This window comes from Pseudomonas sp. MYb2 (assembly GCF_002979955.1).
Taxonomy (GTDB): Bacteria; Pseudomonadota; Gammaproteobacteria; order Pseudomonadales; family Pseudomonadaceae; genus Aquipseudomonas.
Genome location: NZ_PCQC01000014.1, coordinates 39,736 through 65,607, shown reverse-complemented (window position 1 = coordinate 65,607; position 25,872 = coordinate 39,736). Strand labels below are relative to the sequence as shown.

The following is a 25,872-nucleotide window of genomic DNA, read 5'->3' as shown; positions in this document are numbered from 1 at the left end:
ATGTCGATCGAAGTGCGTAACGTCAGCAAGAATTTCAATGCCTTCAAGGCGCTGGACAACATCAGCCTGGATATCCACAGCGGTGAACTGGTCGCGCTGCTCGGCCCCTCGGGCTGCGGCAAGACCACGCTGCTGCGGATCATCGCCGGTCTGGAAACCCCGGATAACGGCAATATCGTTTTCCACGGTGAAGACGTTTCCGGCCACGACGTGCGTGATCGCAACGTCGGTTTCGTGTTCCAGCACTACGCCTTGTTCCGGCACATGACCGTGTTCGACAACGTCGCATTCGGCCTGCGCATGAAACCGAAAAACCAGCGCCCGAGCGAAAGCCAGATCGCGGTCAAGGTGCACGAACTGCTGAACATGGTGCAGTTGGATTGGCTGTCGGATCGTTATCCGGAGCAGTTGTCCGGTGGGCAACGTCAGCGGATTGCGTTGGCCCGCGCCTTGGCAGTGGAGCCTAAAGTGCTGCTGCTCGACGAACCCTTCGGCGCCCTCGATGCCAAGGTACGTAAAGAGCTGCGCCGTTGGCTGGCGCGTTTGCACGAAGACATCAACCTGACCTCGGTATTCGTGACCCACGACCAGGAAGAGGCGATGGAGGTTGCTGACCGCATCGTGGTGATGAACAAGGGTGTGATCGAACAGATCGGCTCACCGGGCGACGTTTACGAAAACCCGGCCAGCGATTTCGTTTATCACTTCCTCGGCGATTCGAACCGCTTGCTGTTGAGCGACGACAATCACGTGCTGTTCCGCCCGCATGAGGTGTCGTTGTCCAGGCATGAACTGGAGGATCACCATGCGGCTGAAGTGCGTGATATTCGGCCGTTGGGTGCGACCACGCGGGTGACGTTGAAGGTTGAAGGGCAGACTGATTTGATCGAGGCCGAAGTGGTGAAAGACCATGACAGCCTGATCGGCCTGGCCAAGGGTGAAACCCTGTTCTTCAAACCCAAGGTCTGGCAGAAAGTCGCCAGCCTTTAAGATCAAAAGATCGCAGCCTGCGGCAGCTCCTACAGGGGTTTCGGTTGGTCACACATTTTGTGATCGACCAAACCCACTGTAGGAGCTGTCGCAGGCTGCGATCTTTTAAAGCGGCCTAAGCCGCCGCTTTTTTGTTCGGATTAACCCGCACCACCCCCGCCCGCGCCTCGATCTGCTCTTTCAATTCATGCCGCATCCCGAGCATGAACGCCAACTCGGCCACCACAAACAACGGCCCGACAATCAGCCCCGATACATCATCGACAAACGCCGGTTTGCGCCCTTCGTAGTGATGCCCGACAAACTGGATCACCCAGCCGACCACAAACATCGCCAGGCCGCTACTCAACCAGACCATGGTGCTTTGCTGCGCCAGCACATGCCCGGCCCACACGGATAAACCCATCAGCACCGTCATCAATACCCCGAGCTTCACTTCCAGCCGCAGATAAAACCACGCCGAAGCCAGCGCCACGACAACGGCTGGAGATATCCACAAGCCGCCCAGCGACCATTCCGGACGCGACAACAACACCGCCACCGCCACCACAATCAGCGGAATGCCGATAAAGTGGCTGGCGATGTTGCGCGGATCGCGGTGGTAGGCGGCGTATTGACTGAGGTGGTCGACGAGGCTTTTCATTGTTGTTCCTCCGGTAGGGTTGATCGCATCATCCCTCGGGATCAGGGTTCGCTCTGTCAGGCAGGCGACAATCCAGGAGTGTTTATGCAAATTCGTTCACGGTTGATGAGCGGCCAGTGGTTCAGTCATCTGCCGGCGTCCTTTCAGGATAGCTTGCTGGCGGCGGCCCGGGAGCGGCGGCTGACGGCGGGGCAGCGCTTGTTCCAGCGCGGCGATGCGCCGTGCGGCTTGTACGCGGTGCTCGATGGCGTCGTGCGGATCGGCGCGGTGAGTGAGCAGGGCAAGGAAGCTTTGTTGAGTCTGGTAGAAGCGCCGCACTGGTTCGGCGAAATCTGCCTGTTCGATGGTCAGCCACGTACCCATGACGCCTACGCTGTGGGGCCGTGCACGTTGCTGAATATTCCGCAGGCGACGCTGCTGAAACTGCTCGATGAGAACCCCGTGTACTGGCGGCATCTGGCACTGCTGATGAGCCACAAACTGCGCCTGGCCTTCATCAACCTCGAACAACTGAGCCTGCTGCCGGCCCCGGCACGTCTGGCTCATCGCTTGCTGATGATTGCCGAAGGCTACGGCGAACTCGACTCGCCGCGTCGTGTACTGCAACTGCCGCAGGAGCAGTTGGCGTCGATGCTGTCGCTGTCGCGGCAGACCACTAACCAGATCCTCAAGGATTTGCAGGGGCAGGGGATTATCGGGCTCGGGTATGGCGAGATCGAAATCCTCGACGCCGCGCGATTGCGCGCCCTGGCCACGATCTAGGATCTAACACCGAACCATTGTAGGAGTGAGCCTGCTCGCGATAGCGGTCTGTCAGTCACAGATTGATCAACTGACAGATTGCTATCGCGAGCAGGCTCACTCCTACAGGGGATTTGTGCGGGATCAGGAGCCGCGATAGGTCGAGAAACCGTAAGGGCTGAGCAGCAGCGGGATGTGGTAGTGCTGATCGGTCTGCTTCACTTCAAAAATCACCGGGATTTCCGGGAAGAACGTGTCGTGCTTGACCTTCTTGTAGTACTCACCGGTCTTGAACACCACCCGGTATTCACCCGCTTCAAAAGGCTGTTTGGCCGGGAACAGCTCGGCAATTCGCCCCTGTTCATTGGTGGTGCCTTGGGCCAGCGGCTGCCAGTTCTGACCGACGTGTTTTTCCAGGGTCACGTTGATGCCCGGCGACGGCAGGCCGTTTTCCAGGTTGAGGACGTGCACGCTCAGCGGATTGCCGGCAGCCAGAGCCAGGCTGGAAAAAGCGCTCAGGCCAAGCGCGGCGAAAGACATGCGCAAAGTGCTCATGGATGAATCTCCTTATTGGGAACGGGTAGTGGCCAGACCGGTTTTCTCGGCAGCCTTGATCGCACAGTTTTCGTCTTGCTCGCCGCCGCCGGAACCGGCCACGCCCATCGCACCGACCAGTTCATCAGCGGCGAACAAAGGGATGCCGCCGCCGAGCAAAAGCAGCTCGTCGAGGGTGTTTAGGTTGGAGGTTTCCGGGTTGCTGCGAGCGCGTTCGGCGAACAATCGGGTCGCGGTTTTCGTCGACAGCGCGGTGTAAGCCTTGCGCTGGCTGGCGGCGGTGTTGTGCGGGCCGACACCGTCGCCGCGCAGGGTCACCAACAGATTGCCGCCCCGGTCGAGCACCGACACTGTGCCGGTGCAATTGCTCATCGCTGTGTCGGCGAGCAGGCGTGCGGTTTTCAGGTCGAGATCAGCGTGGCGCGGTAGCTCAGGACTGGCGGCAGCGACGCCACTGAGGCCGATCATCAGGCTTGCAACGAGGAATTTGACGGTCATGGACAGGCTCCAAAAGCGAAGGTCCTCACCTTAATCGCCGGTCCTCGTCAGAACCTCGTCAGTCTGATTACAAGTTTGTAATGGGCAACGCCGCCGAAGACGCCTAGCCTGTGTGTCTGAATAATCGAGGTGTGCCATGCGCTTGCTGGTCGTAGAAGATGAAGCCAAAACCGCGAATTTCCTCGCCAAGGGCCTGGGCGAGTCGGGTTTTGCCGTGGACGTGGCGCTCAATGGTCTCGATGGTCGTTACTTTATCGAGCAGCAGGAATATGACCTGATCATCCTCGACGTGATGCTCCCCGGCCTCAACGGCTGGCAATTGCTGCAGCTGATTCGCCAGCGTGGCGCTACGCCGGTGTTGTTCCTCACCGCCAAGGACGCCATCGAAGACCGCGTGCGCGGCCTCGAACTGGGCGCCGACGATTACTTGCTCAAGCCCTTCGCCTTCGCCGAACTGCTCGCGCGGGTGCGCACCTTGCTGCGGCGCGGGCCGATGCGCGAAGCCGAGTCGTACAGCATCGCCGATCTGGAAATCGATGTGCTGCGCCGCCGCGTCAGTCGCGGCGGCCAGCGCATCGCCCTGACCAACAAGGAATTCGCCCTGCTGCAATTGCTCGCCAGTCGCCAGGGCGAAGTGCTGTCGCGCACGCTGATTGCCTCGCAGGTATGGAACCTGAATTTCGACAGCGACACCAACATGGTTGAAGTCGCGGTGCGGCGCCTGCGCTCGAAAGTCGATGATCCGTACATGCCGAAACTGATTCACACCGTGCGCGGCGTCGGTTATCAACTGGAAGCCCCTGACGATGCGCTCTAGGTCGATCGCCTGGCGCCTGGCGCTGGCGTTCGCATTGGTCTGCGCTTTGGTGTTGAGTGCGATTGGTGTGTTTCTCTATCGGTCGCTGGCCGCAGAAATCGCCTACCGCGACGACCTCGCGTTGCTCGGTCGACTGGAGCAGGTACGCGCCTTGCTTGCCGACAGCGACAGCCTCGACGCTTTGCAGGCGCGGCCGCGGTTGTATCAGAACATGCTCGGTAACCTCGACAGCCTGTTGCTGGTGCGCCGCGCCGACGGTTCCAGCGTGATCGCCATCAACCCGCGTCAGCGCGATCTGCCAACCCTCAACGCGATCCCCCGCGAGCAAACGCCGCAGCGCCGCGACGTGCTGACCTGGCAAGCGCCGGACGGTGCCGAGCTGGCGCTGTTGTCCGGTGAAGCCCAAGGGCCAAACGGTGAACCGCTGACGATCATCGCCGGCAAGGTGCTGAGCGAGCGCGAGTCAATGCTCGGCAGTTATCGCATGCGCTTGTACTTGTCCGTTGGGATCGGTGCGTTACTGGCTTTTGCCTTGGGTCTACTGCTACTGCGAAGGGGCCTGCAACCGCTACGTCAGTTGAGCGAAGCGGTGCGCGGCATCGATCTGCGCAGCCTCGATCAACGGTTGCCCGCCCATGGCACGCCCGCTGAACTGCTTGAACCGGTACAGGCGCTCAACGGCATGCTCGCGCGGCTGGACGACAGCGTGCAGCGGCTGTCGCAGTTCTCCGCCGACCTCGCCCATGAAATTCGCACGCCGTTGCACACCTTGCTCGCCAGCAACGGGCAAGCGCTGAATCATCCGCGCAGCACGGCGGAATATCAGGAGGTGCTGGCCTCGAACATGGAAGAGTTCGAACGGCTCAAACGCATGGCGGAGAACCTGATGTTCCTCGCCCGCGCCGAGCAGGCTGAGCGCGCGCTCAATCTGCAAACACTGGTTTTGCACAGCGTTGGTAGTGAACTGTGTGATTACTTTGAAGCCTTGGCGGATGACCGAGATCTGCGGCTGGACAACCAACTGCATGGCGAACTGCTTGCCGATCAGCAACTGCTGCAACGGGCGCTTGGCAATTTACTGGCTAATGCTGTGCGTCATGCTGACTCCGGAACCGTGATCAGCCTGCGTCGCCGTGACGAGTCGGGCTGGTGCTGGTTACAAGTGCACAACCATGGCCAGGCGATTGCGCCGGAGCATCTGGGCAAACTGTTCGACCGCTTTTACCGCGTTGATCCATCACGGGCAGAGCCGGGAGATTCGGGCGGGTTGGGGTTGGCGATTGTGCAGTCGATCATGCAGTTGCATGGGGGGCAGGTGCGGGTCGGCAGTGATGCTGACGGCACCGTTTTTGAGCTAGGGTTTGTGGTGAGCAAGTGGTGCTTAAATAGAGAGGCTAATCAGATTTAAATTGGCTTGCAAAAAATATGCATTAAATAGAATGCATATTTGCTGATTTTTCTAAAATGCATCGTAAGTAATGCAGGCATCCACAATGGAAAAAATAGGTAAGTTGATTAGAGAGCTCCGTAAGGCTAAGGGACTTTCTCAGCAAATGTTAGCCCAACAGTACGGCATGAGCCGCGCGACAATTTCTGGTATCGAAAACAACACCGTTTCTGAGATTGGCTTGCGAAAGGTGGAGGCAATACTGAATGGTTTGGGCTATGAACTCGCTGCGGTTTCTCGACCGTCCCGTCCGACGCTCGATACGCTGAAAAAGGAAAACTTCCATCGCTAAGCCAATCTATCAGCTGAACAGTTCTCGTTAGCTGAGCATCAGCGCAAGCCATCCCGAAACTGCCCCGGCGTCAGCCCCGTCCAGCGCTTGAACGCACGGCTGAAGCTGCTGGTATCCGCAAACCCCAGCAGGTAACTCACCTCGCTCAACGAACACTGCGGATCGCGAAGGTGCAGCAGCGCGAGGTTCTCGCGGCTCTCGTTGAGCAACGTATCAAAGCGATAACCCTCATCCGCCAGATGCCGTTGCAAACTGCGCAAGCTCAGGTGCAACGCCTGGGCAATCCGTTCAGCACTCGGCTCGCCTTCCGGCAATTGTTCTTCAATAGCATCGCGCACCTTGCGCTCCCAAGTCAGCGGCTTGAGCTGGGCCATCGTACGTTTCAGCACTGCCTCATTATGTTCAGCGAGCTCCGGGTTGGCGTCGTCGAGGTGGCTGTCGAAATCGGCGAGGGCGAATTCCAGGCGATCCTCGGCACAGCCGAAATGCACCGGGGCGCGGAAGACTTTGTGCCATTGGTGCGCATCGCTCGGCTCCGGACGGCGTAGATACACGGCGAGTGGCGCGTAATCGCGGCCGAGGCGATTGCGGCAGGTGCGCACGTAGATCGCGGTGAACGCATCGATGGCTTCGAAGGCTGGCGCCGGATTGCCTGACGGAATTTTCAGACGGAATTGATAGCGGTCTTCGCTGCGGCTCAGTTCCAGCTCCAGCGCATCGCTGACCACCGGGTGATAACGCACGATGCGTTCGAACACCTCACGCAAGCTACCGCTGGCGACCAGCGCGTAACCGAGGGCATGGAAGGTGGTCGGGCTGACAAAGCGTGACACGCGCAGCCCGATCGCCGGGTCGCCGCTGACCTGCACGGCGATTTCCCACAGGCGTGTAGTGCCGGACAGCGGGTAGCGCGCGTTAGGGTCGTCCATCAAGTCTGGATCGAGCCCGGCCTGTTGGCACAGGGCGATGCTGTCCAGCCCCAGCGCATCGAGTTGCTTGCGCAAGGCACGGGTCCAACTGGCGAGGGAGGTCGGTTCCTTCATGCTGATTGGCGCTTCCGGTCAACAGGTTGGCGTTCTCGGCTACCGCAATTGAAGCCTTGGCGAGGCACGATGCGAACATCATAAACCCGAGGATGGAAGCATGGACGGTACTTCTGCAAGTCCCCAGCGACACAATGCGGCCCAGCGATCAGCGCATATTCGCCAAGTGGTGCTGGCCAAAGGCGTCGAATTGCGTGAGCGTTACCCGATTCTCAAGCATCAGGATACGTTGGGCGCGGGGATTCTGGCCTTTGCCCTGATCGGGATGATCGGCTCGGCGACGCTGTACATCACCGGCCATATGGCGTGGTGGGCGTGCCTGTTGCTCAATGCTTTTTTTGCTTCGCTGACCCATGAGCTGGAACACGACCTGATCCACAGTATGTATTTCCGCAAGCAGCGCGTGCCGCACAATTTGATGATGGGCCTGGTGTGGCTAGCGCGGCCGAGCACGATCAATCCGTGGATTCGCCGCCATCTGCACCTCAATCACCATAAGGTCTCCGGCACTGAAACCGACATGGAAGAGCGCGCGATCACCAACGGCGAGCCGTGGGGCTTCGCGCGTTTGCTGATGGTCGGCGACAACGTGATGTCGGCGTTCATCCGCATGCTGCGAGCCAAGACCTGGGCACACAAGTTCAGCATCATCAAACGCACGTTGAAGGTCTACGCGCCGCTGGCGCTGGTGCATTGGGGCGCGTGGTATGTGTTTCTCGGTTTTCATGCGGCCAATGGCATCGCCTATCTGCTGGGCGCGCCGATCGAGTGGTCGGCGACCACGTTATCGGTGATGCAGGTGATCGATATCGCTGCTGTGGTGATTATCGGCCCGAACGTGTTGCGCACCTTTTGCCTGCACTTCATCAGCTCGAACATGCATTACTACGGCGATGTCGAGTTGGGTAATGTGCTGCAGCAGTGTCAGGTGCTCAACCCTTGGTGGCTGTGGCCGTTGCAGGCGTTCTGCTTCAACTTTGGCAGCAGCCACGGGATTCACCATTTTGTGGTGAAAGAGCCGTTTTATATCCGCCAGATGACCGTGCCGGTGGCGCATAAAGTGATGCGGGAAATGGGGGTGCGGTTTAATGATTTCGGCACGTTTGGGCGGGCGAACCGGTTTGTTCGTCGGGAGGAAATCGCGGTGTCTGGGGAGGCGGTGGAGGCCTGACAAGCTGCCCTCACCCTAACCCTCTCCCAGAGGGAGAGGGGACTGATCGGGGGATATTGAAGAGTTACAGCGACGTGAAATAGCTTTGTCGAATCCATAATCGACCCGATTTTTCAGGTCGATGTTTGACGAAAGACACCTCGGTCAGCTCCCTCTCCCTCCGGGAGAGGGCTGGGGTGAGGGTGTTCTTGATCTTCCCCTCAATCCGGCTGAAACGGCGACTCACTCAAAATCACCCCGGTCTCCTCGACATACTGCTGCCAATGCCCGATCAACGCGCTGAGCTTCTCCGGCTGACTCTCCGCCAGATCATGAATCTCCCCCGGATCATTGCTCAAATCATAAAGCTGCCAGGTCGCCGGCCCTACCGGCCCGGGGATCCACACGGCTTTCCACGATCCCTGCCGAATCGCCCTTCGCCCAAACAATTCCCAACCCGTCACCGTGTGCTCGTCATGCACCTGCGCAGTCTCGCCAGACAAGAATCCCAGCCATGATTTGCCACGCAACGGCGCCACCGGTTTGCCGTGCCACAGCTTGCCCGGATGACGCACGCCAGCCAGATCGAGAATGGTCGGCGTGATGTCCATCACCGTGCCGAAACCATGACTGATCTGCCCTTTGATCGCCAATTGCGGGTAGTGCAGCAGCGCCGGCACGCGAATCCCGCCCTCAGTGGTAAACGCTTTGAACAGTCGCGACGGCGCGGTCGCTACCTGTGCCCAGTTCGGCCCGTACCAGACGTAAGAGTTGGCCCGACCAATGTTGTCGAGGCTGTTGTCGTAGTGCTGGCTGAGATACGTCACCAGTTCCGGGCCGAACTTGGGGAACGCTTCAAGCAGCGCGCCTTCGGCACCGTTGTCGGACATGAACAGGATGAACGTGTTGTCGAGTTGCCCTTGCTGGCGCAGGTAATCGACTACCCGGCCGATGTTCCAGTCCATGCGCTCGACCATCGCGGCGTAGACCTCCATCGCCCGCGCGGAAATCTGTTTTTGTTCGTCGCTCAACGCGTCCCATTGCTGGGTCAACTGAATCAGCGGATGTGGCTCAACGTCCGGCTCGATCAGGCCGAGGGCTTTGAGTTTTTCCAGGCGTTCCAGGCGCAGCACTTCAGGGCCGGCGTCATAGCGGCCACGGTATTTCTCGACGATGTCGGCAGGTGCCTGCAGCGGCCAGTGCGGCGCGGAGAACGGCAGGTAGGCGAAGAACGGCCGGGTCTGGTCACGCTCCTTGAGGTACTGCAGCAACTTGTCGCCAAAGGCATCGGAGGAATAGAAATCCTTCGGCAATTCGTCGAGAAACCGGTCATCTTCGATGTACAGCGCCGGGGTCGATTTCAGCAGGCCCGGTGTTTGTTTATCGTAGGTCGGCTCGAAACCATAGTGGTTGGCCGCGCCCGGCAGCAGCGAAAACGAACGCTCGAAACCCCGCGCATGCGGCGCCAGTTCAGCTTTCAAACCGAGGTGCCATTTGCCGCTCATCAACGTTTGATAACCGGCCTCGCGCAGCAGCTCGGGCAGCGCGACGACGCGGTCGTTGAGGTAACCCTCGTAACCCGGTTTGCCGATCAGATCCGGGGTCAGCGTCTCGGCCATGGTGCCAATGCCGGCGATGTGGTGGTCGGTGCCGGTCAGCAGCATCGAGCGGGTCGGCGAGCAGGTCGGTGCGGTATGAAAATCGGTCAGGCGCAGGCCATTGTTGGCCAATGCATCGAGGTGCGGCGTGGCGATTTCGCCGCCGAACGCACCGATGTCGGAGAAGCCTAAATCATCAGCCAGAATCACCAGAAAGTTGGGACGTTGCGGCATTGCGAAACTCCTGTTCAGCAGGCAATGAACGTCAGCGGCAGATCGCGGATCTGCGCAGGCTGGCTCGGTTGGTAGTGGTCATCACTGGTCAGTTCGTGGAGCAGTTCTTCGCGCAACTGATGGAAATCGAAACTGCTGCGCTGGCGCGGATGCGGCAGGGCGATGTCGACCACTTGCTTGATGCGCCCCGGGCGCGGCTCCATCACCACCACGCGGTCGGCGAGGAAGATTGCTTCTTCGACGTCATGGGTGACTAGGATCGTGGTGATCTTTGCGCGGTCACGGATCGCCAGCAGCTCGTCCTGCATCTGCTGGCGGGTCAGCGCATCGAGCGCGCCAAAGGGTTCGTCGAGCAGCAGAATGCGCGGGCTGGCGACGAGGCCGCGCGCAATCGCCACGCGCTGCGCCATGCCGCCGGAGAGTTGGTGCGGATAGGCGCGGGTGAAGTCGCGCAGGCCGACCAGGTCGATGAAATCGTCGATGCGTTTTTGCTTTTGCGCCGCGCTCAACGGCTCGTTGACCAGGCCCAGGCCGATGTTGTCGGCGACAGTCAGCCACGGAAACAAGCGGTGCTCCTGAAAGACAATGCCGCGTTCGCCGCCGATGCCGCTGACGGCTTTGCCATCGACGGTGATCTGCCCGCGAAATTGCGTATCAAGACCCACCAGCAAACGCAGCAAGGTGGATTTGCCGCAGCCGCTGGAACCGACGATGGCGACGAATTCGCCCTCGGCGATGTCCAGGTTGAATTCGCGAATCGCCTCCAGTTCGAAACCGTCGACGTCGAAGGATTTGCCTACGTGGGTGAAGCTGACAATGGGTGCGTTCATGCGTGTCTCCAGCGGGTCGCGCGAATTTCCAGGCGTTGGCCAATAAGGTTGAGCAGGGCGCCGGTGAGGCCGACGAAGAGCATGCAAGCCATGATCAGATCCATGCGCAGCAGTTGTTGCGCGCCGATCATCTGGCTGCCGATGCCGCCGTTGGACGGCATGAAATATTCGGCGCCGATGGTGCCGAGCCAGGCGTAGATCAGGCTCAGGCGCAGACCGGCGAAAATCCCCGGCGCGGCACCGGGCAGCACCAGTGTGCGCAGGCGTTGGCCGAGGCTCAGGCGCAGCACTTGTGCGGCTTCGTTGAGTTGCGGCGAAAGGTTGGCGACGCTGCGTTGCGTGGCGATAAACAGCGGAAAGAATGCGGCGAGGGCGACGAACACCCACTTCGCCAATTCACCCAAACCGAACCATGCGGTGAGCAGTGGAACCCAGGCGAAAATCGCGATCTGACGCAGCGCGGCGAGGGTCGGGCCGAGCACACGTTCGCTGGTGCGGGACAGCCCCAGGAGCAAGCCGAGGGCCAAACCGAGTCCGCCGCCCAGCAATAAACCGCCGAGGGTGCGACCCAGACTTAGGGCCATACCGTTGATCAACGTGCCGTCGAGCAGTCCGTCCCACGCCGTAATCAGCACGGCCAGCGGGCTCACCAGAATATTCGGATCGACCCACTGTTGATCGTTCGCCAACTGCCACAACGCGAGCAACCCCAGCGGCAGCAGCCACGGTTGCAGACGCTGCCAGCCTTCATAACGCGGGCCGCGACGAATTTCCGCAGTGGCCGGGTGCGGCCAGTGCACCAGTTTTTTATCCAGCAGACCGATGCCGCGATCCATCGCCACGCCGATCAAACCGATCACTACGATGCAGACGAAAACGATGTCGAGCATGAACAGCTGGCGCGCCCAGACCATCAGGTAACCGATGCCTTCGCTGGAGGCGAGCAACTCGACTGCGAGCAACGATGTCCAGCCCGCAGCCAGCGCCAGACGCACGCCGGCCATGAACGCGGGCAGGGCGGCGGGCAGCACCAATCGACGGATCAGCAGGCGCGGTGGCAGGCGCAACACGGCAGCGGCTTCGCGCAGTTTCGGCTGAGCGTCACGCACGCCGACCAGCGTGTGCAAGGTCACCGGGACGACGATGGCTTTGATCAGCACCACCAGTTTCAACACTTCACCGATGCCGAAAAACACCATGAACAGCGGAATCCAGGCCAGCGTTGGCACCTGCGCCAGACCGGCGAAGGTCGGGAAAATCAGACGCTCCAGACGGCGGCTGAAACCCAGCGCGGCACCGAGCACTGCACCGGCGGAAATCCCTGCGAGCAAGCCCCAGAACAAGCGTTGAAGGCTGATCCACAAATGGCTCCACAGCTCGCCTTGCGCCAGCTCGACGGCGCTGTTCCACACCAGCGACGGCGCCGGCAGGATCTGTTCGCTCATCCATTCGTTGCGCGCTGCCAGCCACCACAAAACGAACAGGCCGACGGGCAACAGCCATGGCAACAAACGTTGGTTGATGGTCGGTGAAATGCTTCGGCTTTTCAGTGGCGGCGCTGGCAGCGGCAAACTGAGCAGGGATTGACGGGCCATGGGTGACCTCCGTTGTCGGGTTGGATCGAGATCGAGTCAAGATCAAAAGATCGCAGCCTTCGGCAGCTCCTGCATGGGACTGCGTTGCCCCTGTAGGAGCTGCCGAAGGCTGCGATCTTTAGCGGCATTAGCTACAAACTAAAAGTTATAAGCAATAAATAAAAATGTATTTAAAGAGATAAGCAGCGCCATTTAAGGCTTCCAGCCCACACGCATCCAATGCATTCGAAGAATATTTTCGATGCTGTTAATGCATACGCCGCTGCAAGCCCCGGCGTTGTTCGCTTAGCGTTAACAGCTATAAAAATGTTCTTTTATAGTATTTAAGCGAAGGTGCTGCTTCGGCCTACTTTCGGCTCCTTAATGCCTGTATTGATCAAGGAGCCGCACCCATGAACCTTCCTTTCAAACGTGTCATCAGTCTGTTTGCCGCCCCGGCGCTGGCGGGTTTTCTCACGCTGACGGCGCATGCCGATGAGTTGAAGGAAATCCGCATCGCCGTGCCTGACCTGAGCGCCGGAACCCAGCACAGCGGCGGCGGTGTGGTCGACGTGCTGCGTGATCAGCAGATCTTCGAAAAGGCCTTTGCCGATCAGGGCATCAAGATTCAGTGGAATTTCTTTAAGGGGGCGGGGCCGGTGATCAATGAGGCGTTTGCCAATGATCAGGTTGATCTGGCGTATCTCGGGGATCTGGCGGCGATCATTGGCAAGTCCAACGGCCTCGATACGCGGCTGCTCAGTGCCGGTGCGCGTGGGGTGAAGCAGTATCTGGGCGTGGTGCCGGGTTCCGGGATCAAGACCTTGCAGGATCTGAAGGGCAAGCGTGTGGCGATCTTCAAGGGTACCGCGACGCAGTTGTCGTTTGATGCGGCACTGGCCAGCCAGGGCTTGAGCGAGAAGGATCTGAAGGTCATCAACCTCGACTTCACCGGCGCGACCGCTGCGCTGGCGGCGAAGCAGATCGATGCATCGTGGGGCAGTTCCGGGTTGGCTGCATTGCAAGTCAAGGGCTTGGCCGAGTTGCCGCTGAACACCAAGGATTTGGGCGGGGCCGGCAGTGTGCAGTCGGTGTTGGTGGGCAGCGGCAAGTTTGTTGATGGGCATCCGGAGGCGGTGGCGAAGTTGTTGAAAGCGCAGCAGCAGGCAGTAGAGTGGCTGACGCAGGACAGCAACAAGGATGCGTACGTGCAGTTGGTGTCGGGGCTGGCGAGTTATCCGCCGGTGATCCTCACTGAAGATTTGAAAGATCAGAAACTGAGCGAAGTATTCCCGTCGACGCTGGATCCGGCGTTCCTGGGTAGCTTGCAGGACAAGGTCGATCTGGCGGCGCAGCAGAGACTGATTCGCAAGCCGTTCAAGGTCAACGATTGGGTAGCGCCTGAGTTGGCAGCGGCCAAGCTCTAACGTACGCAGATCGTTCCCACGCTCTGCGTGGGAATGCATCAATGGACGCTCTGCGTCCGCTTTGGGACGCGGAGCGTCCCAGGCTACATTCCCACGCAGAGCGTGGGAACGATCTCTTCAAACAGCGACGCTGACTTCCTGCCGATCCACCGCCACCAATGTCTCGATCAGCGCCCGCGCCGCCGGCGACAACCTGAACCCGGTACGGCTGACAATCCCGCAACGCGCATTCATGCTCTCCAGGTTCTGCGGCAAATTACGCCAGTGCAGCAGCACCAGCGAACCCTTGGCGATGTCCTCGACAAACGCCTCCTCCGTGCCCACGCCAATCGCATTCGATTGCAGCACCACTTTCACCAGCGCTGGAAAATGCTCGGTCTCGATGGTCGGCGAAAAATCGATGCGTCCACTGAGGTTCGCCAGCAGTTTACGAATGCCCGGCGGGATCCGTGTGGTCGCCAGCGGGTAGTCGAACATGTCGTTGGTCGACAGGCTTTCCTTGGCCAGTAACGGATGCCCCGGACGGCAGAAAAACACCCCGCGCTTGGGCGTCAGCGCCTGGGTCTGAAAGTTCGGATCCGCCTCGAAATGACGGATATCGGCGATAAAGAATTCGATCTCTTCACGGCTCAGCGCGCGACTGAGTTTTTCCCAGTTATCCACCTGAAAACAGGTGCGCACTTTCGGGTGCGCATTGATGAATTGCGCCACCGCATCCGGCACCAGTTTTACTGCCGGCGCCGGGCCGCAACCGAAGTGCACCTCGCCGGCATCGAGCTTGGTCATCTGCGTCACTTCAGCGCTGAGCATCGCCGCGCCCTGCACCAGGCTCAGGGCGTGCTGAAGCACCACCTGACCCTCGGGCGTGGGGCGCAAATCCTTGTTGCCGCGATCCACCAGCACGCAGCCGAACTCCTGCTCCAGCCCTTGAATGCTGCGACTGAACGCCGGTTGAGTGATGCCCATCGCGTCCGCCGCACGGACAAAACTGCGGTGTTCGTTGAGGGCGATGAAGTAACGCAACTGGCGAAGATCCATATGCTTTTCCGGCATCCTAAAAATAGCTCGAAGGCATTTGCGACGAGGGTTGCTAGAGGTTTTAAATGCAAGCTCTTATTCCGTCAACGAAGCATGTGAATATCTATTAGATGTAAATGGAATATAGATAGAGCGTTGTTTCGCTGCCGTCCAACCGTAAGCAGTCGATGAGGGTCTACCCATGAGCAATGCCGCACTCGCAGTAAAACCCGCTGTCCATGCGCTGGAAATTCATCCGGTGGCCGGTCGTATCGGTGCCGAGATCCGTGGTGTGCATTTGTCCGGTGAGCTGGACGCCGACACAATCGAAGCCATTCAACAGGCACTGGTTCAGTACAAAGTCGTGTTCTTCCGCGAACAGACTCAGCTCGACGATCAGCGCCAGGAAGCCTTCGCCCATTTGCTCGGTGAACCTGTGGCGCACCCGACCGTGCCGTCGCGGGAAGGCACGCGTTATCTGCTTGAGCTGGACGGTGCCGAAGGTCAGCGCGCCAACTCGTGGCACACCGACGTGACCTTCGTCGACGCTTACCCGAAAGCCTCGATCCTGCGATCGGTGGTGGCCCCGGCATTCGGCGGCGACACCCTGTGGGCCAACACCGCGACGGCGTACAACGGCTTGCCAACCGAGTTGCGTGAACTGGCCGACAAACTGGTCGCCGTGCACAGCAACGAATACGACTACGCCAGCGCCAAGCCGGACGTCTCGGCGGAGAAGCTTGAGCGCTATCGCAAGGTCTTCACCTCCACCGTTTACGAGACAGAGCACCCGGTGGTGCGCGTGCACCCGATCAGCGGCGAGAAGAGCTTGTTGTTGGGGCATTTCGTTAAACGCATCAAAGGTTACTCGCAGGCAGACTCGGCGCATTTGTTTGGGCTTTTGCAGAGCCATGTGATCCGCCAGGAAAACACCGTGCGCTGGCGCTGGAAGGCCGGTGACGTGGCGATCTGGGATAACCGCTCGACGCAGCACTATGCGATTGATGATTACGGTACTCAGGACCGGGTGGTGCGTCGGGTGACGTTGAAGGGTGAGGTGCCGGTGGGTGCGAACGGGCAGCGCAGTCAAACCATCAAAGGCGCAGATATCGTCGGCGTCTGATCGGCTCCTGTAGGAGCTGTCGAGTGAAACGAGGCTGCGATCTTTTGATTTGAAGGTCAGGATCAAAAGATCGCAGCGTGCCGCAGCTCCTACCGGAATCACCACACGCCGATCTGCACGACCTTCTCGGTTTCAGGCTCACCATAGCGAAACCGCTGCCCACGCAAATCGATTTCCTGATGACTGATGGTCGTGCGTCGCTTCAACCCGCGCACCCACTCAAACAAATACCCCGCATGCTCCTCGCGCACCGCCGCGAATTCCGGGTCATCACCCAAATCGCACAACTCCTGCGGATCATTCAGCAGATCAAACAACTGTGGCCGAAAACCGTCGTACGCCAGGTATTTCCAGCGCTCGCTGCGCACCATTGTCATCCGGCAACGATCGATCGGCTGGCCCAAGCGCTCACGTGCCGGGGCCTGAAAGGCGTAGTCGTATTCGCTGATCGCGTAGCGGCGCCAGTCCGGGTTTTCTCCGTGAAGAAGTGGAATCAAGGAACGCCCCTCGAGCCGATGCGCCGCGTCCGGCAGCCCCAATGCTTCAAGGAATGTCGGTAACGCATCAATGGTTTCCGCCAGTCGATCATTCACCGTTCCCCGGGTGACATCTGCCGCCGCCCGAGGATCACGCACGATCAGTGGCACGCCCACCGCTTGCTCCAGCAAAAATTCTTTCTCGCCCAGCCAGTGATCGCCCAGAAAGTCGCCGTGATCGCTGGTGAACACGATCAACGTGTCATCCCAGCGTCCATTGCTCTGCAAAAAGTCGAACAGTCGCCCGAGTTGATCATCCACTTGCTTGATCAAGCCCATGTAGGTGGGGATTACAGTCAATCGTACTGCGTCACGGGAAAAGTTAAGGCTTTCCTCATGCTGGCGAAAGGCAGTGTATACGGGGTGTTTGCTGGCTTCGGAGGGCGTCGCGCGGACCGCTTCGAGAATCGATTTCGTACTGTACAGAGCGTGGTACGGCGCTGGTACGATGTAGGGCCAGTGCGGTTTGATGTAGGAGAGGTGTAAACACCAGGATTTCTCGCCTTGCTCGGTGATGAAGTCGATGGCTCGATTTGTAGTGTAGACAGTCTCTGAGTGTTGCTCGGGAATTCGTGCTGGCAAATTCGCATGACGCATTTGCCAGCCGCTGAGGATTTCACCGTTTGCGCCTTCAGCAGCATTGGCCCAGTCGTGCCAGGGGTTTTTGCCTTCGAAGCCGTGTTCACGCAGGTAATGGGTATAGGGCGCGGATTCGCGTTTGTCATCGAACAGCGGATCGTCGGGATAGATACCGTCGTGGCGCATGTAGGGTTCGAAACCGACTTCGTTGAGGATCTCGGCTTGCTCGCTTTGCGGATTGATCGCCAGCCGTTGCAAGGCATCAACATTCGCGGTGGCGTGGGTCTTGCCGACCAGCGCGGTACGAATGCCGTGGGGGCGCAGATAGTCGCCGATGGTCAATTCTTCCAGCGGCAACGGCACCGCGTTCCACGCCACTTGATGGCTACTCACATAACGCCCGGTATAGGCCGACATCCGCGACGGCCCGCAAATCGTGCCTTGGGTGTAGGCGCGGCTGAAACGCACGCCGGCCGTTGCGAGTCGATCGATGTTGGGTGTGTGCAGGTGTGGATGGCCGTAGCAGGACAGGTAATCGCGCCGCAGTTGATCGCACATGATGTACAGCACGTTGCGCACGGGGTTTGGGTGGGTGGGCATGGGGTTCACCGGTCAGTGGGACAGGCGAGGGTTTTCGCTTTCGGTGGGGGTGTTCGGCAAGTGCATTTGGGGAATGGGGTTTATGCAGGGAGTGCATCGGTGCCTGTACTGGCGCTATCGCGAGCAGGCTCACTCCTACAGGGGAATGCATTTCAAATGTAGGAGTGAGCCTGCTCGCGATAGCGGTCGATCAGACGGCAAGTCTATCCAGCGAACACACCTCCTCATCCGCCGCATCAATCGCCTTGATCTGCTCAATCATCGCCTCGGCCAACGGCGACAACCGATACCCCGCCCGGCTGACAATCCCATAACGCGTATACAGCTCCTCAAGATCATCGGCTAACCCTTCAATTCGCAAACACACCAATTCACCCTTGGCCTGGTGCAGCGCATCCGAATACGCCCCGACAATCCCGATCGCATCCGAGCGCAGCACCACACTGAGCAGACTCGAGCTGTTTTCACATTCGACATTCGGGGTGAAATCCGGCCGCCCACTGAGATCGACGATGACCTTGCGCAAGTTCGGCGGCCGAATACTCACCGCCAGCGGATAGCTCATCAACTGCTCGGCGCTGACCTTATCGAAACCCGCCAGCGGATGCCCGGCACGGCAACAGAAATGCCATTTGCGCGGTCGCAGCCGGTGAGTCAGATAATCCGGATCCGCCTCGAAGTAGCGTGTGTCCGCGACAAAGAATTCGAATTCCTCGCTCATCAGTCGCTTGCTCAGACTCTGCCAATCATCAACCTGAAACTGCACCCGCGCTTTCGGGTAGCGACCGATGAAGCTGCCAATCGCGCGCGGGATCAAACCGGCCGCCGGCGCCGGTCCACAACCGAAGCGCAATTCCCCGGCCTCCAGGCCATTGAACTGGCTGATCTCGTTCGCCATCTGCTGCGCGCCACTGACCAGTCGCCGTGCATGTTCGAGCAGCACCTGGCCCTGTTTGGTCGGCGGTAATTCCTTGCGCCCGCGATCAACCAACTGGCAGCCGACGCTGTGCTCTAGCGCCTGAATGCTGCGGCTGAAGGCGGACTGCGACAGGTTCACCGCCTGCGCGCCGGCGACGAAGCTGCGTTGTTCAGCCAAGGCGATGAAGTGACGAAGTTGGCGCAAGTCGATATGCATTTTTCACATAAAAAATATCCGGGAAATGCATTGGATATGCATTAGGTCGACTCCTTATAAAGGCAATCTCTTATGCAGTAAATATTTGTAAATCCATAAATAAATAACTTAAAAGAATATGCAGCGCTGAAGATGTCTGTGTGTTTTTTGACCAGGAGCCGCGCCATGAGTCCGTTGAACCTTGCGTCACCCCTAACGCCACGACGGCTCAAACGCCTGCCTCTGGCCCTGTTGCTGGCAGGGAGCGCCAGCTGGACTCATAGCTACGCGGCGGAAACGCAAGTGCCAACGCCGGTACCCGCAGGCAAACCGGCGGCCAACAGTTCGCAGTTGGAAACGGTCACCGTGACCACTCGCCGTCGGGAAGAAAGTTCGCAAGATGTGCCAACGCCGATGAGCGTGGTCAGCGGCCAGAATCTGGAGACGCAGCGGGTTTACCGGATTCAGGATTTGCAGCAATTGGTGCCGAGCGTCAACGTCGCTTACATGCACGCGCGGCAGTCCAGCGTGTCGATCCGCGGTCTGGGCAATAACCCGGCGAGCGATGGTCTCGAAGGTAGCGTCGGGCTGTACATCGACAACGTCTATCTGGGTCGCCCGGGCATGGCGGTGTTCGACTTGATGGACATCGAACAGCTCGAAGTCTTGCGTGGGCCGCAGGGCACGCTGTTCGGCAAAAACACCACCGCCGGGGTGATCAACATCAGCACCCGCGCGCCGACCTTCACGCCTGAGCGCAGCATCGAAACCTCGGTTGGCGAAGACGGTTATTTCCAAACCAAAGGCACGATTTCCGGACCGCTCAACGATGAATTGGCCGGGCGTTTTTCCGCTTATCGCACCCGTAGCGACGGCGATATCAAGAACGAATACAACGGCCATGATCTGAACGGCGGCTCGCGCGAAGGCTTTCGTGCACAGCTGTTATTCAAGCCTAACGAAGACTTTAATCTGCGCTGGATTGGCGACTACAACGAAGAGGATTCCAGCGCCGGTACCCGCGTGCTGTACAACACCGGGCCGACCATCAACGGCGTCAATCTTTACTCGGCGCGTGCGGCTGCCGCTGGCGCAACGCTGGTCAACGGCTCGCACCGCAAGGTCAACCTGGACAACGACCAGCACGTCACCGTGCATCAGGGAGGTACCTCAGTCGAGGCCAACTGGACGCTGCCAAGCGACTTCACCCTGACCTCGATCAGCTCGTATCGCTTCTGGAATTTCACCCCGAAAAATGACGACGGTCTCAATGTTCCGGCGACCTACAACGCCGGTGTGTCGGTGGAGGACAAACAGTATTCGCAGGAATTTCGCCTGGCTTCGCCCAAGGGCGAGTTCTTCGATTACGTGGTTGGCGCCTACTACTTCGGCTCGGACCTGGATAACAAATCCTTCGCCTATTACGGCCCGCAAGCCGACATCTGGAACGGCACACCGCGTGGCGCGTTGGCCAATGTCGGCAGTGTCGGCAACGGCCACATCAAGACCGACAGTTTCGCGCTGTTCGCCCAAGGCACCTGGCACCTCACCGAGCGTCTGGATTTCACTGCCGGCGTGCGCGGCACCTATGAAGAAAAATCCGCGTGGGTAACGCGTGATGCGCCGGTCGGTGGCGCGGCAGTCACCGGTGCTGCCGCCACCGCGCGGCGCGGTCGTACCGGCGCTTACGATTCCGGCGATCTCAATCAGTACAGTTCCAGCCCTAGCGGATTGCTCAACCTCAGCTATCGCATCACTGACGATGTGCTCGGCTACGCGACGTTATCCCACGGCGAGAAATCCGGCGGCGTTAACCTCGCTGTCGGCTCTGCACCGACGGCGGGTGCCGATTCACTTTTGATTGGCACTGAGCGCGCCAACAACGCCGAACTCGGTTTCAAAAGCACCCTGTGGGATCACCGCCTGCAACTCAATGCCAACGTGTTCTGGACCCAGGTCAACGCCTACCAGACCAACGCCTACGACGACGTCAACCGCGTGCAATACCTGACCAACGCCGGTTCCGTGCGCTCGCGCGGCGTCGAGTTTGAAAGCACGATCGTCCCGCTGCGTGGCCTGACCCTGAACTTCAACGGTTCATACAACGACGTCAGCTACCTCTCGTACAAAGATGCGCCGTGCCCGCCGGAAATCAGCCAGGCGCCAGGGGCCCCAGCCTCTTGCGACCTTAGCGGCCATCAAGTGGTCGGTGCTTCGAAATGGATCGGTAACGCCAACGGCGAATACAAATGGAATCTCGATAACGGCTTTGAACCGTACGTCACCGGCAGCTACGCCTTCCGCTCGAAAGCGGTGGGCACGGTCGAGGATTCCGATTACGGACAGATCCCGAGCTACGCAGTGGTCAACCTCTCCACCGGCCTGCGCGGCGACTTCAATCAGGGTCAGTGGGACATCTCGCTGTGGCTGAAAAACGCCTTCGACAAAACCTATTACACGACCCTGTGGACGGGCGGCAACGGCGGCTATGAAGGCCTGCTCGGGACTCCGCGCACCCTCGGCGTCACCGGTCGCTACGACTTCTGATTCGTCACTCAAGGAGCTGCATCATGTTGCGTATCAAAACGGCTTTTCCGCTGTTGTTGTCCGGCGCGGTGTTTAGCGCGGGCGCCTTCGCCGCACCGAGCGTTTACCCGACCGGTGTCACCCGTTACGACCCGGACAAAGCCTTCAATCAGTACGTGATTTTCAGCGGCGCTGACAAGCAGACGCACCTGATCGACATGAATGGCAACGAGGTCAAGAGCTGGCCCCAGGCCGGTTTCCCGTCTGCGATCATCGACCCGAAACTGGTCGGTGGCGAACGTGGCCACGTGCTGCTGCAACTGAGTGACAAGGACCCCGGCAAGCTCGGTTCTGCCGGTAATGGTCTGGGAAATCAGAGCGTTGGTGAACTGGACTGGAACGGTAAAGTGGTCTGGCAGTGGGGCGACAAGGCACCCGGTGGCGCGGCACAGCAGCATCATGATCAGCGCCGCTTGAGCAACGGCAACACCGTCGTTCTGGCGAACAAGGTGCACAAGGTCAAAGGCTTCAAAGTCCCCGAGGTGATTGACGATGCGATCTATGAAGTCAGTCCCGACGGAGCGGTGAAATGGCAGTGGCTGGCCTCGGAACACCTCGACGAATTCGGCTTCACGCCCGCGCAATTGAAGCTGGTGCGGGCGAGTGAGGACGCCGACTACCTGCACATCAACAACCTCAGTGTGGTCGGGCCGAACAAGTGGTTCGATGCCGGCGACAAGCGTTTCAATCCGGACAATCTGTTGTTCGATTCACGCAACGCCAACTTCATCGCGATCATCGATAAAACCAGCGGCAAAGTGGTCTGGCGTCTGGGGCCGAACCTGCCATTGGCCAGCCCGAAAACCGCGCGGACCTTGCCGCGTCCCGTGGATCAGTTTGTCGGCCAGCATGACGCCCACATCATTCCTGCCGGACTGCCTGGCGCGGGCAATGTGCTGGTGTTCGATAACCAAGGCTCGGCGGGTTATCCCAATGTCACCCTTGGGCTGATTTCCGGTTCGCGGGTGTTGGAAATCGACCCGGTAAAAAATGAAATTGTCTGGCAGTACAGCGCGGCGAATTCGAAGCAGCCGGGGTGGGCGTTTTACAGCTCGTTCATCAGCAGCGCGCGACGTTTGCCCAACGGCAATACGTTGATCGACGAAGGCATGAACGGGCGGTTTTTCCAGGTCACGGCCGGCGGCGAAAATGTCTGGGAATACGTCAGCCCGTACCTCGGCAAGGCGCCGGGCAGCGACGCCATCAGCAACTGGGTGTATCGCGCGCTGCCTGTGAGTTATGACTGGGTGCCCATCGGCACGCCACGTTCGGAAACGGCGGTGATTGCGCCTGCCATCGGTGTGCAACAGACCAACGCCAGCCGTTAGTTGATTTGGAATTAATGTTCGACTGATTGGCAATAAGTTATGAGTAACTCGAACAGTACTTATTGCAATTTAGTTAGTTGCTCACATGGACAGCAGGGGAATGTCGAACCATTCTCTGAGTCGTGAGTTTCCAGGAGGAAACTTGCTCTCATCGGAAGACACTTATCCCAACGATAAAGGAAGTCGCATCATGTCGAGCATTAATGGCACTTATCTGAATTCCAACTCTGGCGCCAAGCTGGTGATTACCGATGGTAATGATTCCAACGGCTCGTTCAGCGGAACATTGAGTCAGGGTGGCGTGAATTACGACATCCGTTATGGAAACTACCATTTCCAGAACAGTACCGGTAACCCGACCACCATTGCAGTACTTGCTCAGAATGGTAATAGCGGTTATCAGACATGGACACTGTTTTCGCCGGATCATAACTACGCAAAATTGCGCGCTGCCGGCTCCCGTACAAACTTCGATGGTGATGTGGTGACCCTGGGCGGGGAATTCGTCAAACAGTAGTCTTGTTTAAAAATTTAAAAGGCCGGTGCACGAAAGTGCTCTGGCCTTTTTTGTTATTCAGGAAAAATTATCATCAATTATCTACTTGGTATCAGTCGTCCTGCAAAACCGTGTCAGTCGTAGTTGATGCGTTGCATGAATACTTTTAATGCCTGAAAAGCATGCATTTTTTCACCTATCGCTGCAGCCCACGTGGCACGTGGCTTTGGTGGAATTGATCATTTTATATATTCCATAAAAGCCTATGCATAACGTTAAAGATTACTTTCGGAGATAAGCGCCAAGCCCAATGATTCACCCATCGCTCTGCCGTGGGGGATTCAACAAGCGGTTGATCGACAGTTTTTGTAGAGAACGCAAAAAGACCGCAGGGAGTGAATCAATGGGCAATGTCCAGACCGCCGCCAGCACAGAGCAATTGCTGTGGCGTCAGACGCCGAGTGGCGAGCTGGTCGATCTCGGCCGGCCGCATCGTGTGCCGCTGGGGCAGTTGCGTTTGCAGCGTGCACCGAAAGGCATCTTGAGCCGTCGCGAGGCGATTCTGCTTGGCTTGCTGGCGTTGTTGGCGCATGGCGCGGTGATCTACTGGATCAGCCAGAAGCCGACGCCGGTGCTGCCGATCGTGCCGCCGGAAATTCCGCCGATGACCATCGAGTTCTCGCGCCCGGCACCGCCGGCGCCACCGGTTGTCGAGCCGCCGCCACCTGCGCCAGTGGTTGAACCACCACCGCCAGTGGAAGACGAACTGGCGGTAAAACCACCGCCACCCAAACCGGTTCCGAAACCCAAACCGGTGGTTAAACAGGCACCTAAACCAGCACCGAAAGCGGTCGAGCAACCACCGGCGCCGCCACAACCGGCCGCTCCGGTTGCAGCGCCAGCGCCACCTGCGCCTCCCGCGCCGGCACCGGTAACCCCGGCTTCAGCGAATGCTGCGTACCTGAAAAACCCCGCGCCGGAATATCCGTCGCTGGCCCAGCGTCGCGGTTGGGAGGGCACGGTGTTGCTGCGCGTACATGTGCTTGCCAGCGGTAAACCGGGCGAGATCCAGATTGCCAAAAGCAGTGGCCGGCAACAGCTCGACGACGCGGCACTCAACGCCGTGAAACGTTGGAGTTTCGTCCCGGCCAAGCAGGGTGATGTCGCCCAGGACGGCTGGGTCAGCGTGCCCATCGATTTCAAGATTCATTAAACCGAAACCAAATTCGCGCGAAACGTTTACACGAGGGAATCATCATGACGTTACTGGCATCTCCACTGGAATCCATCGAAAGCGCGGTGATCTGGCTGCTGGTGGTATTTTCCGTCGCCACCTGGGGCCTGGCATTGCTCAAGGCTGTGCAGTTCGGTCGTTTGAAGGCGCAGGATCGGCGCTTTCATAAACGCTTCTGGGCGGCGTCGAGCCTGGATTCCGCCGCTGAATTGAGCGAGACCCAACCCGGTGCCGCCGCGCGAGTAGCACAGGCCGGTTACGCGGCGATTCAGGTGGGCGAGGCGCCGCAGGCCAATGATTTGAGCCAGGCGATCAACCATCAGGATCGACTGGAGCGCGCTCTGCGTCAGCAGATTGTCCGCGAACGCCGTTCGCTGGAAACCGGTCTGGCAGTGGTTGCGAGTATCGGCAGCACCTCGCCGTTCATTGGTTTGTTCGGCACGGTGTGGGGAATCATGGAGGCGTTGAAAGGCATCAGCGCAGCGGGTTCGGCAAGCCTGGAAACAGTCGCCGGCCCAATCGGTGCGGCACTGGTCGCCACCGGTGTGGGGATCGCCGTCGCGGTGCCGGCGGTGCTGGTTTACAACTACTTTTTACGTCGGTTGAAACTGACGGCGGCGGATCTGGATGACTTCGCCCACGACTTTTACAGCCTGGCGCAGAAGAGTGCGTTCCGCGTGTTGATTCATCCGACCGCGCATAAGGTTGCAGCGCCGGGCAACGCGACAAAAGTGAAGGAGGCGTCCTGATATGGCCTTCTCCACGCAAGACAGTGACGAGGTGCTCAGCGAGATCAACGTGACACCGCTGGTGGATGTGATGCTGGTGCTGCTGGTGGTGTTTATCGTCACCGCACCGCTGCTGACCAACGCGATCCCGATCAACCTGCCGAAGACCGAAGCGGTGGCGCCGGTCGAACAGAAGGATCCGCTGGTGGTGAGCATTGACGGCGCGGGAAAACTGTTTATCAACAAGGATGAGATTCAAGCGGACTTGCTGGAATTCAACCTCAAGTCGGCCAAGGCCAAGGACCCGGAAGTTCGCGTGCAGTTGCAGGCGGATGACGGGGTGAACTACGGCGAAGTGGCGCGAGCCATGGCTTCGATCGAGCGGGCGGGGATTACCAAGTTGTCGGTGATTACTGCGCGTTAACAGAATTTACGTTTTTCCGGGGCCGTCTCCTTGGCAGGGTGCGGCCCTTTTTTTATTGGTCAAACACCAACCCTTTAGGAGCTGCCGAAGGCTGCGATCTGTTGATTTTGATTTTAAAAAAACAAGATCAAAAGATCGCAGCCTTCGGCAGCTCATGCATAGGGTTTTGTATATGCAATTCAGGTCTTAATAAATAGCTTCTTATTCCTTAACGAATATAAATCCCCTCCCTATACTTGTTCAGGAACAGACACGACGCAGGAGAGCT

Annotated in this window: 24 protein-coding genes; 14 read left to right on the top strand and 10 right to left on the bottom strand. The window is 59.0% G+C overall.

What is annotated here, in order from left to right; translation table 11 throughout:
- Positions 1 to 990: a sulfate/molybdate ABC transporter ATP-binding protein gene (locus CQ009_RS21280; protein ID WP_053116472.1), complete on the top strand. Its 990-nt coding sequence runs from the start codon at positions 1 to 3 to the stop codon at positions 988 to 990.
- Positions 991 to 1,105: 115 nt separating this feature from the next.
- Here CQ009_RS21280 and CQ009_RS21275 read toward each other — a convergent pair whose 3' ends face one another.
- A complete protein-coding gene (locus CQ009_RS21275; RefSeq protein WP_105708603.1) occupies positions 1,106 to 1,633 on the bottom strand; it encodes a DUF962 domain-containing protein in 528 nt (175 codons plus the stop codon).
- 84 nt (positions 1,634 to 1,717) lie between these two features.
- Here CQ009_RS21275 and CQ009_RS21270 point away from each other — a divergent pair, with 84 nt between their 5' ends.
- Positions 1,718 to 2,395 carry a Crp/Fnr family transcriptional regulator gene (locus tag CQ009_RS21270; protein ID WP_105708600.1) on the top strand — a complete coding sequence of 226 codons (678 nt, stop codon included), beginning with the start codon at positions 1,718 to 1,720 and terminating at the stop codon, positions 2,393 to 2,395.
- A gap of 123 nt (positions 2,396 to 2,518) precedes the next feature.
- Here CQ009_RS21270 and uraH read toward each other — a convergent pair whose 3' ends face one another.
- Positions 2,519 to 2,929, bottom strand: a complete 411-nt coding sequence (uraH, locus tag CQ009_RS21265; protein ID WP_105708598.1) for a hydroxyisourate hydrolase — start codon at positions 2,927 to 2,929, stop codon at positions 2,519 to 2,521.
- A gap of 12 nt (positions 2,930 to 2,941) precedes the next feature.
- The gene (locus CQ009_RS21260) at positions 2,942 to 3,427 is read right to left on the bottom strand and encodes a heme-binding protein (protein WP_105708596.1); all 486 of its coding nucleotides are present in this window, start codon (positions 3,425 to 3,427) and stop codon (positions 2,942 to 2,944) included.
- 136 nt (positions 3,428 to 3,563) lie between these two features.
- On the opposite strand from CQ009_RS21260, the gene CQ009_RS21255 reads away from it, so the two are divergent.
- The 3 genes from CQ009_RS21255 (at position 3,564) to CQ009_RS21245 (ending at position 5,983) form a co-directional block, all read left to right on the top strand.
- Entirely contained in the window at positions 3,564 to 4,244 is a 681-nt protein-coding gene (locus tag CQ009_RS21255; protein WP_007917671.1) for a heavy metal response regulator transcription factor, read from the top strand.
- Positions 4,234 to 5,652, top strand: a complete 1,419-nt coding sequence (locus CQ009_RS21250; RefSeq protein ID WP_105708594.1) for a heavy metal sensor histidine kinase — start codon at positions 4,234 to 4,236, stop codon at positions 5,650 to 5,652. The genes CQ009_RS21255 and CQ009_RS21250 overlap by 11 nt, the downstream gene beginning before the upstream one ends.
- Positions 5,653 to 5,737: 85 nt before the next feature.
- The gene (locus CQ009_RS21245) at positions 5,738 to 5,983 is read left to right on the top strand and encodes a helix-turn-helix domain-containing protein (RefSeq protein ID WP_064389032.1); all 246 of its coding nucleotides are present in this window, start codon (positions 5,738 to 5,740) and stop codon (positions 5,981 to 5,983) included.
- A 38-nt stretch (positions 5,984 to 6,021) separates the two neighbouring features.
- On the opposite strand, the gene CQ009_RS21240 is transcribed toward CQ009_RS21245, so the two are convergent.
- Entirely contained in the window at positions 6,022 to 7,026 is a 1,005-nt protein-coding gene (locus CQ009_RS21240) for an AraC family transcriptional regulator (RefSeq protein ID WP_064389031.1), read from the bottom strand.
- 100 nt (positions 7,027 to 7,126) lie between these two features.
- On the opposite strand from CQ009_RS21240, the gene CQ009_RS21235 reads away from it, so the two are divergent.
- Positions 7,127 to 8,197, top strand: coding sequence for a fatty acid desaturase (locus tag CQ009_RS21235; protein ID WP_105708591.1), 1,071 nt, complete (start codon positions 7,127 to 7,129; stop codon positions 8,195 to 8,197).
- Positions 8,198 to 8,397: 200 nt separating this feature from the next.
- On the opposite strand, the gene CQ009_RS21230 is transcribed toward CQ009_RS21235, so the two are convergent.
- The 3 genes from CQ009_RS21230 to CQ009_RS21220 are packed head-to-tail and all read right to left on the bottom strand — an operon-like array spanning position 8,398 to position 12,433.
- Positions 8,398 to 10,008, bottom strand: a complete 1,611-nt coding sequence (locus CQ009_RS21230; protein ID WP_105708589.1) for an arylsulfatase — start codon at positions 10,006 to 10,008, stop codon at positions 8,398 to 8,400.
- Positions 10,009 to 10,022: 14 nt separating this feature from the next.
- Positions 10,023 to 10,838 carry an ABC transporter ATP-binding protein gene (locus CQ009_RS21225; RefSeq protein WP_105708587.1) on the bottom strand — a complete coding sequence of 272 codons (816 nt, stop codon included), beginning with the start codon at positions 10,836 to 10,838 and terminating at the stop codon, positions 10,023 to 10,025.
- Entirely contained in the window at positions 10,835 to 12,433 is a 1,599-nt protein-coding gene (locus CQ009_RS21220) for an ABC transporter permease (RefSeq protein WP_105708585.1), read from the bottom strand. Before CQ009_RS21220 ends, CQ009_RS21225 begins: the two co-directional genes overlap by 4 nt.
- Positions 12,434 to 12,825: 392 nt before the next feature.
- On the opposite strand from CQ009_RS21220, the gene CQ009_RS21215 reads away from it, so the two are divergent.
- Positions 12,826 to 13,839, top strand: coding sequence for an ABC transporter substrate-binding protein (locus tag CQ009_RS21215; protein ID WP_064389026.1), 1,014 nt, complete (start codon positions 12,826 to 12,828; stop codon positions 13,837 to 13,839).
- A 117-nt stretch (positions 13,840 to 13,956) separates the two neighbouring features.
- Here CQ009_RS21215 and CQ009_RS21210 read toward each other — a convergent pair whose 3' ends face one another.
- Positions 13,957 to 14,877 (bottom strand): LysR family transcriptional regulator, encoded by a 921-nt coding sequence (locus tag CQ009_RS21210; RefSeq protein ID WP_064389025.1) that lies wholly within the window; start codon positions 14,875 to 14,877, stop codon positions 13,957 to 13,959.
- Between the two features lie 181 nt (positions 14,878 to 15,058).
- Between CQ009_RS21210 and CQ009_RS21205 the strand changes: the two genes are divergently transcribed.
- Entirely contained in the window at positions 15,059 to 15,979 is a 921-nt protein-coding gene (locus CQ009_RS21205) for a TauD/TfdA family dioxygenase (protein ID WP_064389024.1), read from the top strand.
- A gap of 98 nt (positions 15,980 to 16,077) precedes the next feature.
- Here the strand turns inward: CQ009_RS21205 and CQ009_RS21200 are convergent, their stop codons facing one another.
- Together CQ009_RS21200 and CQ009_RS21195 are read right to left on the bottom strand one after the other, a co-directional pair.
- A complete protein-coding gene (locus CQ009_RS21200; RefSeq protein ID WP_105708583.1) occupies positions 16,078 to 17,694 on the bottom strand; it encodes an alkaline phosphatase family protein in 1,617 nt (538 codons plus the stop codon).
- 190 nt (positions 17,695 to 17,884) lie between these two features.
- Entirely contained in the window at positions 17,885 to 18,829 is a 945-nt protein-coding gene (locus CQ009_RS21195; protein ID WP_105708581.1) for a LysR family transcriptional regulator, read from the bottom strand.
- Positions 18,830 to 18,994: 165 nt separating this feature from the next.
- On the opposite strand from CQ009_RS21195, the gene CQ009_RS21190 reads away from it, so the two are divergent.
- From CQ009_RS21190 to CQ009_RS21165, 6 genes are all read left to right on the top strand, one after another.
- A complete protein-coding gene (locus tag CQ009_RS21190) occupies positions 18,995 to 21,355 on the top strand; it encodes a TonB-dependent receptor (RefSeq protein WP_064389021.1) in 2,361 nt (786 codons plus the stop codon).
- Positions 21,356 to 21,378: 23 nt separating this feature from the next.
- Positions 21,379 to 22,722: an aryl-sulfate sulfotransferase gene (locus tag CQ009_RS21185; protein ID WP_105708579.1), complete on the top strand. Its 1,344-nt coding sequence runs from the start codon at positions 21,379 to 21,381 to the stop codon at positions 22,720 to 22,722.
- 190 nt (positions 22,723 to 22,912) lie between these two features.
- Entirely contained in the window at positions 22,913 to 23,239 is a 327-nt protein-coding gene (locus CQ009_RS21180) for a hypothetical protein (protein ID WP_064389019.1), read from the top strand.
- Positions 23,240 to 23,621: 382 nt separating this feature from the next.
- A complete protein-coding gene (locus CQ009_RS21175; RefSeq protein ID WP_105708577.1) occupies positions 23,622 to 24,431 on the top strand; it encodes an energy transducer TonB in 810 nt (269 codons plus the stop codon).
- A 44-nt stretch (positions 24,432 to 24,475) separates the two neighbouring features.
- Positions 24,476 to 25,201, top strand: a complete 726-nt coding sequence (locus CQ009_RS21170; protein ID WP_064389017.1) for a MotA/TolQ/ExbB proton channel family protein — start codon at positions 24,476 to 24,478, stop codon at positions 25,199 to 25,201.
- Between the two features lies 1 nt (position 25,202).
- Entirely contained in the window at positions 25,203 to 25,604 is a 402-nt protein-coding gene (locus CQ009_RS21165) for a biopolymer transporter ExbD (protein ID WP_105708576.1), read from the top strand.
- Positions 25,605 to 25,872 lie beyond the last annotated feature (268 nt).